19 protein-coding genes and 1 tRNA gene are annotated in these 16,787 nt (G+C 73.0%); 14 read left to right on the top strand and 6 right to left on the bottom strand.

The annotated features are described in order from the left end of the window. Positions 1-123 precede the first annotated feature (123 nt). A complete protein-coding gene (locus BJ965_RS04680) occupies positions 124-909 on the top strand; it encodes an SGNH/GDSL hydrolase family protein (protein WP_184916770.1) in 786 nt (261 codons plus the stop codon). 139 nt (positions 910-1,048) lie between these two features. Here BJ965_RS04680 and BJ965_RS04675 read toward each other — a convergent pair whose 3' ends face one another. Then, entirely contained in the window at positions 1,049-1,660 is a 612-nt protein-coding gene (locus BJ965_RS04675; protein ID WP_184907490.1) for a TetR/AcrR family transcriptional regulator, read from the bottom strand. A 96-nt stretch (positions 1,661-1,756) separates the two neighbouring features. Next, a complete protein-coding gene (locus tag BJ965_RS04670; RefSeq protein WP_184907489.1) occupies positions 1,757-2,935 on the bottom strand; it encodes a Glu/Leu/Phe/Val dehydrogenase dimerization domain-containing protein in 1,179 nt (392 codons plus the stop codon). A gap of 149 nt (positions 2,936-3,084) precedes the next feature. Here BJ965_RS04670 and BJ965_RS04665 point away from each other — a divergent pair, with 149 nt between their 5' ends. Then, positions 3,085-4,350: an MBL fold metallo-hydrolase gene (locus BJ965_RS04665; protein WP_184907488.1), complete on the top strand. Its 1,266-nt coding sequence runs from the start codon at positions 3,085-3,087 to the stop codon at positions 4,348-4,350. A gap of 255 nt (positions 4,351-4,605) precedes the next feature. Here the strand turns inward: BJ965_RS04665 and BJ965_RS04660 are convergent, their stop codons facing one another. Beyond that, complete coding sequence (locus BJ965_RS04660; RefSeq protein WP_184907487.1) at positions 4,606-4,878, bottom strand: hypothetical protein; 273 nt, start codon at positions 4,876-4,878, stop codon at positions 4,606-4,608. A gap of 165 nt (positions 4,879-5,043) precedes the next feature. Here BJ965_RS04660 and BJ965_RS04655 point away from each other — a divergent pair, with 165 nt between their 5' ends. The 11 genes from BJ965_RS04655 to BJ965_RS04605 all read left to right on the top strand — a co-directional run bounded on the left by BJ965_RS04655 (position 5,044) and on the right by BJ965_RS04605 (position 14,233). After that, complete coding sequence (locus BJ965_RS04655; RefSeq protein ID WP_184907486.1) at positions 5,044-7,194, top strand: sensor histidine kinase; 2,151 nt, start codon at positions 5,044-5,046, stop codon at positions 7,192-7,194. A gap of 80 nt (positions 7,195-7,274) precedes the next feature. After that, a complete protein-coding gene (locus BJ965_RS04650) occupies positions 7,275-7,706 on the top strand; it encodes a roadblock/LC7 domain-containing protein (protein WP_030840841.1) in 432 nt (143 codons plus the stop codon). Between the two features lie 2 nt (positions 7,707-7,708). Further along, positions 7,709-8,080 (top strand): DUF742 domain-containing protein, encoded by a 372-nt coding sequence (locus BJ965_RS04645; protein ID WP_184916766.1) that lies wholly within the window; start codon positions 7,709-7,711, stop codon positions 8,078-8,080. After that, a complete protein-coding gene (locus BJ965_RS04640; RefSeq protein WP_184907485.1) occupies positions 8,058-8,693 on the top strand; it encodes a GTP-binding protein in 636 nt (211 codons plus the stop codon). Before BJ965_RS04645 ends, BJ965_RS04640 begins: the two co-directional genes overlap by 23 nt. A gap of 61 nt (positions 8,694-8,754) precedes the next feature. Next, positions 8,755-9,327, top strand: coding sequence for a GAF domain-containing protein (locus BJ965_RS04635; protein WP_184907484.1), 573 nt, complete (start codon positions 8,755-8,757; stop codon positions 9,325-9,327). 178 nt (positions 9,328-9,505) lie between these two features. Further along, positions 9,506-10,534 (top strand): L-threonine 3-dehydrogenase, encoded by a 1,029-nt coding sequence (gene tdh / locus BJ965_RS04630; RefSeq protein WP_184907483.1) that lies wholly within the window; start codon positions 9,506-9,508, stop codon positions 10,532-10,534. Between the two features lie 36 nt (positions 10,535-10,570). Then, a complete protein-coding gene (locus BJ965_RS04625; RefSeq protein ID WP_184907482.1) occupies positions 10,571-11,764 on the top strand; it encodes a glycine C-acetyltransferase in 1,194 nt (397 codons plus the stop codon). Positions 11,765-11,800: 36 nt separating this feature from the next. Further along, complete coding sequence (locus tag BJ965_RS04620; RefSeq protein WP_184907481.1) at positions 11,801-12,703, top strand: LysR family transcriptional regulator; 903 nt, start codon at positions 11,801-11,803, stop codon at positions 12,701-12,703. Between the two features lie 46 nt (positions 12,704-12,749). After that, positions 12,750-13,322 (top strand): helix-turn-helix domain-containing protein, encoded by a 573-nt coding sequence (locus BJ965_RS04615; protein ID WP_184907480.1) that lies wholly within the window; start codon positions 12,750-12,752, stop codon positions 13,320-13,322. Further along, positions 13,319-13,846 (top strand): GNAT family N-acetyltransferase, encoded by a 528-nt coding sequence (locus BJ965_RS04610; RefSeq protein ID WP_184907479.1) that lies wholly within the window; start codon positions 13,319-13,321, stop codon positions 13,844-13,846. The genes BJ965_RS04615 and BJ965_RS04610 overlap by 4 nt, the downstream gene beginning before the upstream one ends. A 30-nt stretch (positions 13,847-13,876) precedes the next feature. Continuing rightward, positions 13,877-14,233: an MmcQ/YjbR family DNA-binding protein gene (locus BJ965_RS04605; protein ID WP_184907478.1), complete on the top strand. Its 357-nt coding sequence runs from the start codon at positions 13,877-13,879 to the stop codon at positions 14,231-14,233. 13 nt (positions 14,234-14,246) lie between these two features. Here BJ965_RS04605 and BJ965_RS04600 read toward each other — a convergent pair whose 3' ends face one another. After that, the gene (locus tag BJ965_RS04600; RefSeq protein WP_184907477.1) at positions 14,247-15,158 is read right to left on the bottom strand and encodes a transketolase family protein; all 912 of its coding nucleotides are present in this window, start codon (positions 15,156-15,158) and stop codon (positions 14,247-14,249) included. A 34-nt stretch (positions 15,159-15,192) separates the two neighbouring features. Next, on the bottom strand, positions 15,193-15,897 hold the full coding sequence (locus BJ965_RS04595; RefSeq protein WP_184907476.1) for a transketolase: 705 nt from the start codon (positions 15,895-15,897) through the stop codon (positions 15,193-15,195). Positions 15,898-16,033: 136 nt separating this feature from the next. Between BJ965_RS04595 and BJ965_RS04590 the strand changes: the two genes are divergently transcribed. Further along, positions 16,034-16,107 (top strand) — tRNA-Pro (locus BJ965_RS04590). A gap of 82 nt (positions 16,108-16,189) precedes the next feature. Here the strand turns inward: BJ965_RS04590 and BJ965_RS04585 are convergent. After that, a complete protein-coding gene (locus BJ965_RS04585) occupies positions 16,190-16,726 on the bottom strand; it encodes an NUDIX hydrolase family protein (RefSeq protein ID WP_142156995.1) in 537 nt (178 codons plus the stop codon). Positions 16,727-16,787 lie beyond the last annotated feature (61 nt).

The raw sequence follows: 16,787 nt of genomic DNA, 5'->3' as shown, positions 1-16,787 counted from the left end.
GTGAACACTTTAGGAGTGGCTTATCTCACCGCCCGTCAACCCTTTCCTACGGTCGCGTAGGTCACATTCGAAGGTGAATCATGGACCGCTGTGGCAGACGATTCGAAGAGTGACAGCAGAGCAGTGATCGGGTCGTACGTGTCGGTGGGGGACAGCTTCACCGAGGGCGTCGGCGACCCCGGCCCCGACGGGGCGTTCGTCGGCTGGGCCGACCGGTTCGCCGTCCTGCTCGCCGACCGCAGGCCCGAGGGCGACTTCCAGTACACCAATCTCGCCGTACGCGGAAAGCTCCTCGACCAGATCGTGGCGGACCAGGTGCCGCGGGCCGTCGAGATGGCCCCGGACCTCGTCTCGTTCTGCGCCGGGGGCAACGACATCATCCGGCCCGGCACCGACCCGGACGAGGTGGCCGAGCGCTTCGAACGGGCCCTGGCCCAGCTCACCGCCGTGTCCGGCACGGTCATGGTGACGACCGGTTTCGACACCCGTGGCGTGCCCGTCCTCAAGCACCTGCGCGGCAAGATCGCCACGTACAACGGACACGTCCGGGCCATCGCCGACCGGTACGGCTGCCCGGTCCTGGACCTGTGGTCCCTGCGCAGTGTGCAGGACCGCAGGGCCTGGGACGCCGACCGGCTGCACCTCTCGCCCGAGGGGCACACACGCGTGGCGCTCCGCGCGGGCCAGGTGCTCGGCCTCGACGTGCCCGCCGACCCCGAGCAGCCGTGGCCCCCGCTGCCCCCGCGCGGCGCTCTCGACATGCGGCGGGACAACGTCGCCTGGGCGCGGGAGTTCCTGGTGCCGTGGATCGGGCGCCGGCTGCGCGGCGAGTCGTCGGGCGACCATGTGACGGCCAAGGGGGCGCTGTCGCCGGACGACATCAGGATGCGGATCGCAGCGGTGGCGTGAGGGAGCGGCTTCCGCGTGTCGGGGTCGGCTCCCGTGCGGGCCGTGCCGGGTGGGACCCCGGCACGGCCCGCACGCGTCGTGGCCCGGGCTTCCGGAGTGTCCGGGGCGCACCGGGACGGGCGCCGCTTTCGGAGCACCCTCAGGGCGCCGGCCGCTCCTGTGCCGGCCCCAACTCGCGGGCCAGTGCCTCCTCCACCCACTCCTGGGCGCGCGTTCGCGGCACCGCGCCGGCGTAGGACGTCAGCTGCACGGCGAGACCGTCGAGGAGGGCGGTGAGCCGGAAGGCCGTGCCGGCCGGGTCCGGACAGCGGAACTCGCCCGCCGCCACGCCCTCCGCGATGACCTCGGCGAGGGCCGCCTTCCACTGCCGGTCGAGGTCCTGGGCGACCTCCCGCAGCACGGGGTCGCGCAGCGCCGCCGCCCAGCCCTCGATCCACAGCCGCCAGCCCTTGGCCTGCCCGGTGGGGGCGTACCACCGTACGGCCGACCGCAGCCGGCGCAGCGCCGGCGAACGGCGGCCGAGCAGCTTGCGCAGATGCGCCAGGTCGCCCTCCGCCGCGTGCCGGAACGCGGCGGCGACCAACTGCTCCTTCGACGAGAAGTGATAGAGGACCAGCGCGTTGCTCACGCCGAGCGCCGAGGCCACGTCGGCGATCCTGACCGCCGCCACACCCCTCGCCTCGATCTGCTCGATGGCGGCCCGCAACAGATCCCCGCGCCGCTGAGCCACACTCAACCGGACTCTCGTCACGCCGTCACCCTACCCACGCGCGTGCGGCCCTCGACGGGGTGTTTCGGCCTGTCCGGCCGGGCCCGCGACGACCGCCGTCGAGGAGGGGCGGGCGCCTCAGCGGAACCAGCCGAAACGCTCCGCGATCACCGGCAGCCGGTCCGCGGCGATGGCGTGGGCGGCGGCGCGCGGTGTCGTCCCGTCGGCCCGCGCGCGGTCCAGCATCCGCTCGACCAGCGCCCGCATCGAGCGGCGGGTGTACACGAACGCCTCCTCGGCGTCGGCACCGATGTCCCCGAACAGCGTCCACCACCACCAGGCGTTCGTCCCCGAGTTGACCACGACGTCCGGCAGTACGGTCACCCCGCGCGCGGCCAGCAGCGGCTCCGCTTCCGGCCGTACGGGCATGTTGGCCGCCTCCACGACCCACCGGGCGGTGATCCGCTCCTGGTTCCCGGCGTCGATCGCGTACGACACGGCCGCCGGCACCAGCACGTCCGCGTCGGCCGACAGCCAGGCGTCGCCCGCCAGTTCGCGATCGCCGGGGCGCAGCGCGGAGCGGTCCACCGTGCCGTGGGCGTCCCGCGCCGCGAGCAGCGCCTCGACGTCGAGGCCCATCGGGTTGGTGATCGTGCCCCTGAGGTCGGCGACGGCCACGACCGTGAGGCCCGCGCGCGTGAGGAAGCGCGCCGTGGCCCCGCCCATGGTGCCAAGCCCCTGGAGGGCGACCCGCGTCCCGGTGTACGGCACACCGGCCCGGTCCAGGGCGGCCAGGGCCGCCTCCGCCACACCGCAGCCGCCGACCAGTTCGTCCAGGCCGATGCCGTCGACCTCGACCGCGAACGCGTCCCGCAGCCGCCGCCGGGCCTCGGCCTCGTCGTCCAGCAGCGGATAGACGGCCTGGATCGAGGAGACCAGCCCCGCCTCGGCCGCGGCCCGGTCGACCAGGTCCTGGGTCAGCCCCAGGTCCTCGCCCGTCGTCCAGCAGCTCTCTATGTACGGCCGCATCGCGCGCAGGTAGCGCACCAGCAGCGGGTACGCCTCCGGATCCCGGGGATCGCAGTCGATGCCGCCCTTGGCACCGCCGAGCGGGACGTAGCGGTTCGCCGGGTCGTAGTGCAGGGCCTCCTTCACGGTCATCCCGCGGGCGAGACCCGCGACCTCGTCGAGGGTGCAGCCGGCGCGCATCCGCAGACCGCCGCTGGAGACTCCGCGCACCAGCCGGTCGACGACCAGGAAGCCCTGCCGGCCCGTGAGGTGATCGGTCCAGGTCAGGGACAGCAGGGGGGTGGCCATACGGGCTCCTTCGCCGCCGGGATACTGAATCGCTGGTCAGTATCTCCCGCGGATCGCTCCGGATCCTCTCCGGTGGGACCCCTGTGATCCGGTGCTGTCGGAGGGGCCGACCATAATGGAAAGCCTGACCGACTCCACCTGGAGGTACCGTGGCCGGTTTCCGTACCCTGAGCTCCGGGCTCCGCGCGCTGCAGCCCGGGGCGTTCGGCGCGGATCCGCGCGGCGAGCGCATGGCACGCATCCGCAGATCGCCCCACTTCGAGGACGGGGTCTTCCAGAACCCCGGCGGCCCCGCGCGGACCCGGCCCTCGGGTTCGACCCTGGACTTCGCGAAGGTCTTCTTCGACAAGGACACCCGGCCCCGCCGCACCCCGAAGGGCACCGTCCCGGTGCACTCCACCACCCTCGCCGACATCGCCCGGCCCCCGGCCACCGGGCTGCGGCTGACCTGGATGGGGCACTCCAGCGTGCTCGCGGAGATCGACGGCCGGCGCGTGCTGTTCGACCCGGTGTGGGGGGAGCGCTGCTCCCCCTTCTCCTTCGCCGGGCCCAAGCGACTGCATCCCGTGCCCCTCCCGCTCGCCGCGCTCGGCCCGGTCGACGTCGTGGTGATCTCGCACGACCACTACGACCACCTGGACATGCCCACCATCAAGGCGCTCGCCGGCACGGACACGCTGTTCGCCGTGCCCCTCGGCGTCGGGGCGCACCTGGAGCACTGGGGCGTGTCCGCCGACCGGCTGCGCGAGCTGGACTGGCACGAGACCGCCAAGATCGGCGGCCTCACCCTGACCGCCACCCCGGCCCGGCACTTCTGCGGCCGCGGGCTGCGCAACACCCAGCACACCCTGTGGGCCTCCTGGGTCGTCGCCGGGGACGAGCACCGGATCTACCACAGCGGCGACACCGGCTACTTCGACGGCTTCCAGGAGATCGGCGCCGAGCACGGGCCGTTCGACGCCACGATGATCCAGATCGGCGCCTACTCCGACTTCTGGCCCGACATCCACATGACTCCCGAGGAGGGCATGCGTGCCCACCTCGACCTCCAGGGCGGGCCGGAGCACGGTCCGATGCTGCCGATCCACTGGGCCACCTTCAACCTGGCGACCCACCCGTGGGCGGACCCGGGCGAGGGGACCCTCGCGGCCGCCCGGGCGGTGGGCGCCGGTGTCGCCCTGCCCCGGCCGGGCGAGCCCTTCGAGCCCACGGCCGAGACGGTGCCGTCGGAGCCGTGGTGGCGTGGGGTGGCGCTCGCCCCGGCGGGCGGTCGCGCGGCTGGGGAGGTCCTCGCGGGAGCCGGTATCAAGGCCGCGTCGGACGCGGCAGCCGTGGCCCAGGCCGACACGGTGAGTGACGGTTCTCGCGAGGCCGGCAAGGGCACCGAGGACCCCGAGACGCTCCCGGCGGGCTGACCCGGGGCGTACGGCAGACCGACGGCGAGGGCCGGGGAGCGAGAGGCTCCCCGGCCCTCGCCGTCTGTGTGTGACCGCTTCTGACCAGGTCGGATCGAACTCTTTTCGTTCATGGCCGGATGTACTGAGGTGTTTTCGGTCTGTCGTGCGAGACCTCATACCAGAGCAGGACGCTCACCGTATGAGTTTGTCAACTGCCCACCGCACATGATGCGCTGGCGACTACTGTCAGTGGCCGTCGGGAAACAGGGCGGATCAGGGAACGGGGGCCGGCACGTGCAGGCGCAGGGCGGACGAGGAAGTCGACGCGGCGGGGATCCCCGCTGCCCACGCGCCACCGACGCCGGTGCCGGCGCGGTCGAGGACCCGGGTGCCGGTGCCGACCGCGCGGGCACCGCGGCCGACCGCGCGGGCGGCGCTCTCGGTGGCGTGGGCGCCTCCGTCGGTGGCGCGGGCACCTCCGCCGCCGACGCGGGTGCGGCCCCGCCCGGTGCGGGAACCGTAGGGCCCTCCGGCCCGGGACGGCACACCGGCCCCCGAGGCGTCAGTGGTGCCGGCGGTGCCGGAGGCGTGCGGAAGCGGGGGGAGGCCGGGCGCACGGCCCGGGGCGCGCGCAAGCGGCCGCGCGAACCCGTTCGCACCCCCACGAGCTCCCCCGGCACCCCTGCCCGACGGACCAGGACGAGGACACCGATGTCTCACCTCCGCGCTCCGGCCACACGCGCAGACCGCCGTGAGGGCGGGCGGCACGGACGGCCCGCCGTCCGCACCGCGCCCGCGCTGCCCGAGACCCACATACGGTCCCAGCTGCTGCGTCTCGCGGTGCTTCCCCCCGTCGCCGTCGCCCTCAGCGGCTGCGCCGCCGTTCTCTTCACCGTCCGGTCCACCGGCACGCGGCCGGGTCCCACCCTCTGGGCCGTGCTCGGCGGCGCGGTCTTCGTGGCCCTCGTCGGCATCGCCGTCGCCGCGATCGCCGCCAACCGGGCCGCCCGGTCCGTGCACGACCGCCTCGGCGTCCTGCGCCGTGCCACCGCTCGGCGCGAGGCCGACCTGCGCACCCTCGTGGAGACACTGCGCCGCGGCGACGGCCCGCCGCAGCTCGCCCCGCAGAGCCGCCACGGGAGCCCCGAGGACGGCGACGACTTCGACCTCCTCGGCGCCGACCTGTCCCGCGCGCACGACGGCGCCGTCACCGCCGTCGTGCAGGCCTCCCAGCTCTCCAGCCAGACCGGCAGCGAACAGAAGCTCGAGGTGTTCGTCAACCTCGCCCGCCGCCTGCAGTCCCTGGTGCACCGCGAGATCTCCATCCTCGACGAGCTGGAGAACGAGATGGAGGACCCCGACCTGCTCAAGGGGCTCTTCCACGTCGACCACCTCGCCACCCGCATCCGCCGCCACGCCGAGAACCTCGCCGTGCTCGGTGGCGCGGTGTCCCGGCGCCAGTGGAGCAACCCGGTCTCCATGACCGAGGTGCTGCGCTCGGCCATCGCCGAGGTCGAGCAGTACTCACGGGTCAAGCTCGTGCCGCCGATCGACGGGCAGCTGCGTGGCCACGCCGTCGCCGACGTCATCCACCTCCTGGCCGAACTCGTCGAGAACGCCACGGTGTTCTCCGCCCCGCACACCCAGGTCCTGCTGCGCGCCAACCTCGTCACCTCCGGGCTCGCCGTCGAGGTCGAGGACCGCGGGCTCGGCATGCCCCTGGAGGAGCAGACGCGGATGAACGCGCTGCTCGCCGACCCCGACCAGGTGAACGTCGCCCGGCTCCTGGCCGACGGCCGTATCGGCCTGTTCGTCGTCTCCCAGCTCGCCCGGCGGCACGGCATCACCGTCCGCCTCCAGACCAACATCTACGGCGGAGTGCAGGCGGTGCTCGTCGTACCGCAGGCGCTGCTGGGAGCGGAGGCGGGGGCGGGAACGCCCGGGGGAGCGGGGCAGCCGGAGGCAGGCGCGCCCGGTGCGGATCGTCCGGGGGTGCCGGTACGGACGGCCGGGCGGCATGGGCAGAACGGGCAGGACGGCAGGCCGGGGCAGGTTGGTGCCGGTGACGGTGGCGCGTCCAGGGGGCGATCCCGTGCCGTCGACGGCGCTGAGGCCGTGACCTCGGCCGGGGCGCTGACCGCGTCCGGAGCGAGGCCGTCGCTCCCGCTCGCCGCACCCGCCGTACCCCGGGGGCACGAGCAGCAAGCCGAACCGGCCCCGGGCGGGAGCGCACCGGAGAGCCGGCCCGCGCCCCTGCCCATGCGCGGGGCCCGCCGGGAGCGTCCCACCCCGGCCGAGGCACGGCCCGGTATCAGTCCCGACGACCGGCGGATCCTCGCCGAGAACGGCACCGAGCCGCCCACCCCTCGCAACGGCGCCGTCCGCGGCACCATGGGCAAACCCCAACTGCCCCGTCGCCGCGCCCAGGAGCACATCGTGCCCCAGCTGCGCGACGGCCCGGCGCCACGCCAGGACCCCGAGTACCTCGTGGGCCACGACCCCGGTCTGATGGCGGCCTTCCAGCGCGGCATCAGCCTCGCGGAGGCCCAGCAGAGCATGGAGGCCGGCGACACGGGCTGGGGCGACACGTCGTCCGCGCACACGGGGTCCGCCCACGTGGACTCCTCCTACCCGGACTCCGCCCACATGGAGGCCGCCCACATGGACTCCTCCTACGCGGACTCCGCCCACACGGACCCGGCATCCGCGGGTTCCACCCACAGGGACCCGATGCCCGTCCGGCCGGTCCACCTCGAGGCGCTCCCCACGGAGCCGTCCCCCTCGAGCAGGCCGGCGCCCGGGTCCCGTTCCGACTACCGCACGACCACCACCCGGCAGGACGGGAGCGCCCCCGCCGGATGACCACCCCCCTTCCCACCCCCCTTCCCACCCCCACCTCCAGCGCTCCCGCAGACCTTCGTACCCCAAGGAGTCGATCCACCATGGCGAGCGATGCGCCGACCGCCCATGTATCCGATCTCGACTGGCTGATGAGCGGCCTCGTGCAGCGCGTACCGCACACGACCGCCGCGGTGCTCCTGTCCTGCGACGGGCTCGTGAAGTCCGTGCACGGACTCGACCCGGACAGCGCCGACCACATGGCAGCGCTGGCCTCCGGCCTGTACTCACTCGGCCGCAGCGCCGGTGTCCGCTTCGGCGACGGCGGCGACGTGCGGCAGGTCGTCGTCGAACTCGCCTCCACCCTGCTGTTCGTCACCACCGCCGGCTCCGGCACCTGCCTGGCCGTGCTGGCCGGCCGCGAGGCCGACGCGGCCGTGCTGGGCTACGAGATGGCGATGCTGGTCAAGAGCGTCCGCCCTTACCTGGTGACCGCTCCCCGGCAGTCCGTCGAATCCCCGGCGATGAGGCCTTGAGCGTGACGGCGGCCGGTGACGGGCCCTGGCTCGACGACGCGGCCGGGCGGCTGGTGCGGCCGTTCACGGTCAGCAACGGCCGCACCCGTCCGACCGTCGCGCTCGACCTCGTGTCACAGGTGATGGCCACCGGGGCGACCCCCCTCGGCTATCTCGGCCCCGAACACACGCAGGCGCTCGAACGGTGCCGGGTGCCCGTCGCCGTCGCCGAGGTCGCCGCCCATCTCACACTGCCGGTGGCCGTCACCAAGGTGCTGCTGGCGGACCTCGTCGACTGCGGGGCGTTGACCACCAAGCCCCCCGCGTTCCACCACAACCCGACGGACCGGGCCCTTCTGGAGGCAGTGCTCGATGGACTACGACGACAGCTCTGACTACACCGACGGACCGGGCCACCGCCACGGCGCCGACCCGTTCCCCACCGCGCTGAAGATCCTGGTGGCGGGCGGGTTCGGCGTGGGCAAGACGACCTTCGTCGGCGCGGTCAGCGAGATCGCGCCGCTCAGCACGGAGGAACTGCTCACCACCGTCAGCGCCGCAACCGACAACCTCGACGGCATCGAGAACAAGGTCGAGACGACCGTGGCCATGGACTTCGGCCGCATCACCCTCGACCCGCGGCACGTGCTGTACCTGTTCGGCACACCAGGACAGGAGCGGTTCTGGTTCATGTGGGACGAGTTGTGCGAGGGCGCGCTCGGCGCGGTCATCCTCGCCGACACCCGCCGGCTGCAGGAGTGCTTCGCCGCCGTGGATTTCTTCGAACAGCGCGGCCTCGGCTTCATCATCGCCGTGAACGAGTTCGACGGCGCCCACCGCTACGACCCCGAGGAGGTGCGCGGCGCCCTGGACCTGTCCGAGGACGTGCCCGTCGTGTGCTGCGACGCGCGGATCTCCAGCTCCGGGGTCCAGACCCTGTTGACCCTGGTGCGCCACCTCATCGCCCATACACCGGCCCCCGCGACGGGGTATGGCGCCCACATGTGACCCCCTCACACCCACCACGGAGGCCATATATGACGCAAGTCCACGACCCAGGAGCATGCCCATGACCTACGACCCGCCGCGCCCGGCCGGTCGTCTGCTGCTCACACCCGAGGACAAGGAGGCCCCCGCCCGCACCCGCCGACTACGCAGACTGGGGCTGGGGGAGCGCCCCGAACCCGCACTCGACTCCTTCGCGTACCGCCTCGCCGGGCTCACCGGTGCGCCGTACGCCATGGTCAACCTCCCCGACGAGCAGGGACAGTTCTTCGCGGGTCTGCACGTGCCGGCCGTCGCGCCGGTGGTGCGCAGCGACGGCACCAGCCCGCGCCTCAGCCGTGCCCTGCCCCGCGACCACGGCTTCTGCCCCCATGTGGTGGCGCGCCGCAAGGCCCTCGCCCTGGAGGACGTCGGCGACTATCCGCGGTTCGCGGGCAATCCGGTGGTCGACGAGTTCGGCATCCGCTCCTATCTGGGGGCGCCGCTCATCGACGGCACGGGCCTGGTGCTGGGCACCATCAGCGTCGCGGACGTCGAGCCGAGGCCGTGGGGGAAGCCGGGCCTGACGGCGATCAAGGAACACGCCGCGCGGCTCGTCGTGGAACTGGAGAGCCGGGACGGCCTGCCGCCCTACTGAAGCCCGTTTCCCGCGGGGCCCCCGGGGTGTGAAGGAAAGCTGAGGCGGCGCTTAAGAAAACCTCGATGGACCGGCGCGCCCGCCGTACGGCAGATTGCAGTGCGATCCCACTCCTCTCCCGGTCCAGGGGTTCCTTCGGCATGCCCGGAGCCGGGACTCACCCTCAGGAGCCGTAGCGGTGAAGGCGCTGGTCAAGCAGAAGGCGGAACCCGGGCTGTGGCTCGCGGACGTCCCCGAGCCCGCCGTCGGGCCCGGCGACGTCCTCATCAAGGTGCTGCGCACCGGAATCTGCGGTACCGACCTGCACATCCGGGCCTGGGACGGCTGGGCCCAGCAGGCGATCAGCACCCCGCTCGTGCTCGGGCACGAGTTCGTCGGCGAGGTCGTCGAGACCGGGCGGGACGTCACCGACATCGGTATCGGCGACCGGGTCAGCGGCGAGGGCCATCTGGTGTGCGGCAAGTGCCGCAACTGCCTGGCCGGGCGCCGGCACCTGTGCCGGGCGACCGTGGGGCTCGGGGTGGGCCGGGACGGGGCGTTCGCCGAGTACGTCGCCCTGCCCGCCGCCAACGTCTGGGTGCACCGGGTGCCCGTCGACCTCGACGTGGCCGCGATCTTCGACCCGTTCGGCAACGCCGTGCACACCGCCCTGTCGTTCCCGCTCGTCGGCGAGGACGTCCTGATCACCGGCGCGGGCCCGATCGGCCTGATGGCCGCCGCCGTGGCCAAGCACGCCGGCGCCCGCAACGTCGTGATCACCGACGTCAGCCCGGAGCGGCTGGAGCTGGCCCGCAAGATCGGTGTCAGCCTCGCGCTCGACGTCTCCGGCTCCACCATCGCCGACGGGCAGCGCACCCTCGGACTGCGCGAGGGCTTCGACATCGGCCTGGAGATGTCCGGCCGCCCCGAGGCCATGCGCGACATGATCGCCAACATGACGCACGGTGGCCGGATCGCGATGCTCGGCCTGCCCGCACAGGAGTTCCCCGTCGACTGGGCCCGCGTCGTCACCTCGATGATCACCATCAAGGGCATCTACGGCCGCGAGATGTTCGAGACCTGGTACGCCATGTCGGTCCTGCTGGAGGCCGGCCTGGACCTCGCACCCGTCATCACCGGCCGCTACGGCCACCGCGACTTCGAGGCGGCGTTCGAGGACGCGGCGAGCGGCCGCGGCGGCAAGGTCATCCTCGACTGGACCGTGTAACTCCCCCTCTCCGCGAGCACCTTAGGAGCTTCCCCCATGTTCGACTCCGTGCGCGACGACCTGCGCGCCACCCTCGACGAGATCCGCGCCGCCGGCCTGCACAAGCCCGAGCGCGTGATCGGCAGCCCGCAGTCCGCCACCGTGAACGTCACAGCGGGCGGCCGCCCCGGCGAGGTCCTCAACTTCTGTGCCAACAACTACCTCGGCCTCGCCGACCACCCCGAGGTCGTCGCCGCCGCCCACGAGGCCCTGGACCGCTGGGGCTACGGCATGGCCTCCGTCCGGTTCATCTGCGGCACCCAGGAGGTGCACAAGGAGCTGGAGGCGCGGCTGTCCGCCTTCCTGGGCCAGGAGGACACGATCCTCTACTCCTCCTGCTTCGACGCCAACGGCGGCGTGTTCGAGACGCTGCTCGGTCCGGAGGACGCGGTCATCTCCGACGCCCTCAACCACGCGTCGATCATCGACGGCATCCGCTTGTCCAAGGCCCGTCGGCTGCGCTACGCCAACCGCGACCTGGCCGAGCTGGAGGCCCGGCTCAAGGAGGCCTCCGACGCGCGCCGCCGTCTGATCGTCACCGACGGCGTCTTCTCCATGGACGGCTACGTCGCCCCGCTGCGCGAGATCTGCGACCTCGCCGACCGCTACGACGCGATGGTCATGGTCGACGACTCGCACGCGGTCGGCTTCGTCGGCCCCGGCGGCCGCGGCACGCCCGAGCTGCACGGCGTCATGGACCGCGTCGACATCATCACCGGCACCCTCGGCAAGGCCCTCGGCGGCGCCTCCGGCGGTTACGTCGCCGCCCGCGCCGAGATCGTCGCCCTGCTGCGCCAGCGTTCCCGGCCGTACCTGTTCTCCAACACCCTCGCCCCGGTCATCGCGGCGGCCTCCCTGAAGGTCCTCGACCTGCTGGAGGCCGCGGACGACCTGCGGATCCGGCTGGCGGAGAACACGGCCCTGTTCCGCGGCCGGATGACCGAGGAGGGCTTCGACGTCCTCCCCGGCGACCACGCCATCGCCCCGGTGATGATCGGCGACGCGGCGGTCGCCGGACGCATGGCCGAGCTGCTGCTGGAGCGCGGCGTCTACGTCATCGGCTTCTCGTACCCGGTGGTGCCGCAGGGCCAGGCCCGGATCCGCGTCCAGCTGTCGGCCGCGCACTCCACGGACGACGTCAACCGGGCGGTCGACGCCTTCGTGGCGGCGCGGGCCGAGCTGGAGGGCTGACCGCCGGCACGGGGCGTATTTGAGACAATCGATCGCATGATCGAAGCGCGGCGGCTCCACATCCTCCGGGCGGTGGCCGACCACCGTACGGTGACGGCGGCTGCCGCCGCGCTGTATCTCACCCCGTCGGCCGTCTCCCAGCAGCTTGCCGCCCTGGAGCAGGAGACCGGCCACCGGCTCGTCGAGCGCGGCGCCAAGGGCGTACGGCTCACCCCCGCCGGCGAGATCCTGCTCAACCACACCAACGCGGTCCTCGCCCAGCTGGAGCGGGCCGAGGCCGAGCTCGCCGCGTACAGCTCCGGCGAGGCCGGCACCGTCACGGTCGCCTCCTTCGCCACCGGCATCGCCCTCGTCGTCGCGCCCGCCGTGGCCGCTCTCGCCCGCTCGGCGCCCGGGATCCGCATCCGCGTCCAGGACGCCGAGGGCGACGCCAGCCTGCCGATGGTGCTGGACCGGCAGGTCGACGTCGCCGTCGCCGTCGAGTACCGCGGGGCCCCGCCCGCCGACGACCCGCGACTGACCCACGTACCGCTGTACGCCGAGCCCTTCGACGCGGTCGTCCCGGTCACCCACCGCCTGGCCGGCGCGGCCGAGGTGCCGCTCGCCCAACTGGCCAAGGACGCGTGGATCGGCCCGTACCCCGGCAACCCCTGCCATGACGTGGTGATCCTGGCCTGCGAGAACGCCGGTTTCCAGCCCCGCATGGAGCACTCCTCGGACGACTTCCGCGCGGTCGTCGCCCTGGCCTCGTCCGACGCGGGCGTCGCCCTGGTGCCGCGCTCGGCGCTGCGCGGCATGGACCTCACCGGGGTGGTCGTACGCCCCGTCGACGCGACGCCCCCCACCCGCCGGGTCTTCGCCGCCGTGCGCAGGGGAGCCGAGGAGCACCCCTTGATCCGCCCCGTGCTGGACGCACTCGGCGCGGCGGCCCGGCTGTGAGCGGCTCGTAACACCGCTGTCTCACATCCGGGATAGCGTCCCGAATGTGAGAAGCGATGAGACGGATCCCGTCGATGCCCGGCTGGGTGCACGCCTGGCCGAGTTGCGGGCCGAACACGGCTGGTCCCTGGGGGAGTTGGCCGACCGCAGCGGGGTGAGCCGGTCCACCCTGTCCCGGGCCGAGCGGGCCGAGACCAGCCCCACGGCCTCCCTCCTGAACCGCCTGTGCGCCGTCTACGGACGCACCATGTCCCAGCTCCTCAGCGAGGTCGAGGCCGAACCGGAGACCGTCGTCCGCTCCGCCGCCCAGCCCGTGTGGCGAGACCGCGCCTCCGGGTTCGTACGGCGGTCCGTCTCACCCCCGCATGCCGCCCTGCGCGGCGAACTGGTCGAGGCCCGCCTCGCCCCCGGCGCCGACCTCGCCTACGACCGCCCGCCCGTGGCCGGACTGGAGCAGCACCTCTGGATCCTGGAAGGCGCCCTGGACGTGACCGCGCAGGACACCGAACACCGCCTGGGCGCCGGTGACTGCCTGCGGATGCGGGTGTGGGGCCCGACCCGGTTCCGGTGCGCGGATCCCGAGGGCGTCCGCTATCTGCTGGCGGTGGTGCGACCGTGAACCGACTGGACGAGAGGCAACTGCTGCACAGGGCGGCGGAGTTGGCGGAGCTGCTGACCGGCACCGTGAACGGGGGTGCCTCCGTCGGCTTCCTCGCCCCGCTGAGCCGGGCGGAGGCCCTTGCCTGGTGGGAGGGCCGGGCCGCCGACGTGGCCGCGGGCCGGCTCGCCGTGTGGGTGGCGTGCGACGGGGAGCGGGTGCTCGGCACCGTCAGCCTGGCCTTCCCCGACAAGCCCAACAGCCGTCACCGCGCCGAGCTCGTGAAGCTGATGGTGCACCCGGAGGCCCGTGGGCGCGGCCTCGGCCGGAGGCTCCTGGCCACGGCGGAGGCCGCGGCCACGGCGGCCGGTGTCAGCCTTCTGCACCTGGACACCGAGACCGGCAGCCCCGCCGAACCTCTGTACCGGTCCAGCGGCTGGTCCCCGATCGGCGCCATTCCCGACTACGCGGCCGACCCCGGCGGCGTGCTCCGGCCGACGACGATCTACTACAAGCGCCTACCGGCAACCGCTCTCACCAGGTGATTGTCAGTGCGAGCCGATACGGTGCCTGCCATGCCGGATGCCGAAGACGTACGACGGATCGCCCTGTCCCTGCCGGACACGACGGAAAAGATCGCCTGGAGCATGCCCACGTTCCGGGTGGCGGGAAAGATGTTCGCCACGCTGCCGGAGGACGAGACCTCCATCGCCGTGCGCTGCCCCAAGGAGGAGCGCGACGAACTGGTGCTCGCCGAGCCGGGGAAGTTCTGGATCGCCGACCACGAGTCCCAGTTCGCCTGGGTGCGGGCCCGGCTCGACGCCATCGAGGACGAGGGCGAGCTGCGGGACGTCCTCGCCGACTCCTGGCGCCAGGCGGCCCCGACCCGGCTCCTGGAGGCCCACCCCCGGCTCGGCCTGCCCGCGCAGTGACGCCCTCCTGATCTCAGACGCGGACCGCCGCCCCGAGGAACCCCGCGATGCGCTCCCGCAGCGACCGGGCGTCGAGACCGTGGGCGGCGACATGCTCCTCCAGCCGCCCGTACCGCCGCAGTTCGCGGCGGCCGACGCCCAGTCCGAGGAGCCGGTGCGGCACATCCGACAGCGCGTCGTTCGCGGCGGCCGTCGACGTGCCCGCCAGGTAGGGCTCGACGAGGACGACGTCCGTCCCGCCCGCCTCGGTGGCCCGGCGCAGGGCGGCCCCGTCGAAGGGGCGGACGGTGGTCGCGTACAGGACGGTGACGTCCAGCCCCTCGGTGGCGGCGAGTACGGCGTCGAGCATCGGCCCGACGGCGACCACCACGCCGGAGCGTCCCTCGCGGACCGTACGGAAGCGCTCCCCGTCGACCGGCAGCGCCTGCCCGTTGGCCTGCACGGACAGCCGTACGTACACCTTGTCGTCGCCCGCGGCGACCGCGTGCCGCAGCAGTGTCTCGGCCTCGTCCGGGTGCCCCGGCACATGCACGGTCCAGCCGTCCAGCGTGTCGAGCAGCGCCACGTCGCCCGGTGCCATGTGCGTGTAGCCCCCGGCCGGCCAGTCGAAGGAGGCGGCGGCACTCACCAGCACCGCGCCCGCCTCCTGGTGTCCGAGGTCCAGCTTCACCTGCTCGAAGGGCCGCTCCACGAGGAAGCTGGCGAAGGTGTGCACGACGGGCCGCAGCCCGGTCAGCGCCAGCCCGGCCGCCGCCCCGATCAGGAGCTGCTCCCGGATGCCGACGTCGACGACGCGGTCGGGATGGCGGCGGGTGGCCCCGGCGAAGCCGTCCGTGCCGATCGCGGCGAGGACCACGGCCACCCGGGGATCCTCGTCGAGCAGACGGGAGACGACAGGGGCGAAACGGTCACGCATGGTGTCCATGGAAGGGAGACTCCTCGGTCTCGGTGGCGGAAGATCAGGCGGACTTCGGCTCGACCCGGGCCACGACCACGTGCGGGCGGCCCGGGTGCGGCGCGGTGAAGGCGGTGTACAGGGCCTCGTGGTCACGGCCGTCGACGGTCAGCGCGGACCAGCCAGCCGCCTCGAAGCGTGCGGCGATCCCGCCGGGGCGGGCGTATCGGGCGGAGGAGTTGTCGACGACGACGGTGTGCAGCCGGTCGAGCCCGGCGGGCCCGGCGAACGCGATCGCCTCGTGGTTGCTGCCCTCGTCCAGCTCCGCGTCCCCGACCAGCGTCCACACCCGCGGCTCGTCGAGCCCCTGGGCACGCAGCCCCAGCGCGGTACCGACGGCGATCGGCAGTCCGTGGCCCAGCGATCCGCTGCCGATCTCGGCCCCCGGCACGAGCGTCCGGTCGGGATGGTGGCCGAGCGGGGAGTCGTACGAGCCGAAGCCCGGCAGCCATTCCACCGGCACGAACCCCTTGGCGGCCAGCACGGCGTAGTACGCCATCGGCCCGTGCCCCTTGGACAGCAGGAACCGGTCCCGCCCCGGGGCGTCCCTGCCCTCCGGGCTCACCCGCAGCACCCGGTCGTACAGCACCCACACCACGTCCAGCGTGGACGTGGCGGCCGGGCCGTGCTTCTCGTCGCCGGTCATCAGGCCCATCAGGCCCGGCAGATCGGCATGCGTGTACGTGGATGTCCGTGTCGCGTCGGTCATGACGACGAGCGTGCAACCTCAACCGAACTTGAGGTCAAGCGGCTGCCGCACGGAAACGGATGCGCGATCACCGGTACGAGTGCGGTATTGTTTCCCTGCGCGTTCGGCCGGGGGAACTCCCAGGTCAGGCGGGCATCGGGACGTGGCGCAGCTTGGTAGCGCACTTGACTGGGGGTCAAGGGGTCGCAGGTTCAAATCCTGTCGTCCCGACTGTGAAGCAGTCACTCAGAGGCCGTATCGGATTCCACGGATACGGCCTCTTGTCGTTCTCCGACGTGAGAGAGCTCAGGCCTCAGATCGCGCAGCCCGCATGCGCCAGCGCCTGCTTCAGCAGCACCCCGTGCCCGCCCGGCATCTCGCTCTGCACGGCTTCCGAGACGGCATCCTGGGGGCTGAACCAGACCAGGTCCAGCGCGTCCTGCCGGGGCCGGCAGTCGCCCGTCACCGGCACGATGTAGGCGAGGGACACCGCGTGCTGGCGCGGGTCGTGGTACGGCGTGATGCCCTGCGTCGGGAAGTACTCCGCGACCGTGAACGGCTGGAGCGACGCCGGGACGCGGGGCAGCGCGACCGGGCCGAGGTCCTTCTCCAGGTGGCGCAGGAGGGCGTCACGGACGCGCTCGTGGTGCAGTACGCGGCCGGAGACCAGCGTCCGGCTGACCGTACCGTCGGGGCCGATGCGCAGCAGCAGGCCGACGCTGGTCACCTCGCCGCTGTCGTCGACGCGGACCGGGACGGCCTCGACGTAGAGGATCGGCAGGCGGGCGCGTGTCATCTCCAGCTCGTCGGAGGACAGCCAGCCGGGCGTGGTTTCGGTCATGTCAGACATTGTTTGATCATACTTTCAGCCGTTCGGACTTCCTGGGTAGCCGCTCCAGGAGAACTGTGAC

Origin of the sequence: Streptomyces luteogriseus, assembly GCF_014205055.1 — a bacterium.
GTDB classification, from domain to species: domain Bacteria; phylum Actinomycetota; class Actinomycetes; order Streptomycetales; family Streptomycetaceae; genus Streptomyces; species Streptomyces luteogriseus.
Note: the sequence above shows the minus strand (reverse complement) of the source record. Positions and strands in the feature narration are given on the sequence as shown.

Bases quoted from the DNA above. Each gene is read 5' to 3' on its own strand.
- BJ965_RS04670 (WP_184907489.1), bottom strand. From the start codon at position 2,935: ATGGCCACCCCCCTGCTGTCCCTGACCTGGACCGATCACCTCACGGGC.
- BJ965_RS04655 (WP_184907486.1), top strand. From the start codon at position 5,044: ATGTCTCACCTCCGCGCTCCGGCCACACGCGCAGACCGCCGTGAGGGC.
- BJ965_RS04650 (WP_030840841.1), top strand. From the start codon at position 7,275: ATGGCGAGCGATGCGCCGACCGCCCATGTATCCGATCTCGACTGGCTG.
- BJ965_RS04640 (WP_184907485.1), top strand. From the start codon at position 8,058: ATGGACTACGACGACAGCTCTGACTACACCGACGGACCGGGCCACCGC.
- BJ965_RS04635 (WP_184907484.1), top strand. From the start codon at position 8,755: ATGACCTACGACCCGCCGCGCCCGGCCGGTCGTCTGCTGCTCACACCC.
- BJ965_RS04625 (WP_184907482.1), top strand. From the start codon at position 10,571: ATGTTCGACTCCGTGCGCGACGACCTGCGCGCCACCCTCGACGAGATC.
- BJ965_RS04620 (WP_184907481.1), top strand. From the start codon at position 11,801: ATGATCGAAGCGCGGCGGCTCCACATCCTCCGGGCGGTGGCCGACCAC.
- BJ965_RS04605 (WP_184907478.1), top strand. From the start codon at position 13,877: ATGCCGGATGCCGAAGACGTACGACGGATCGCCCTGTCCCTGCCGGAC.
- BJ965_RS04600 (WP_184907477.1), bottom strand. From the start codon at position 15,158: ATGGACACCATGCGTGACCGTTTCGCCCCTGTCGTCTCCCGTCTGCTC.
- BJ965_RS04595 (WP_184907476.1), bottom strand. From the start codon at position 15,897: ATGACCGACGCGACACGGACATCCACGTACACGCATGCCGATCTGCCG.
- BJ965_RS04585 (WP_142156995.1), bottom strand. From the start codon at position 16,726: ATGTCTGACATGACCGAAACCACGCCCGGCTGGCTGTCCTCCGACGAG.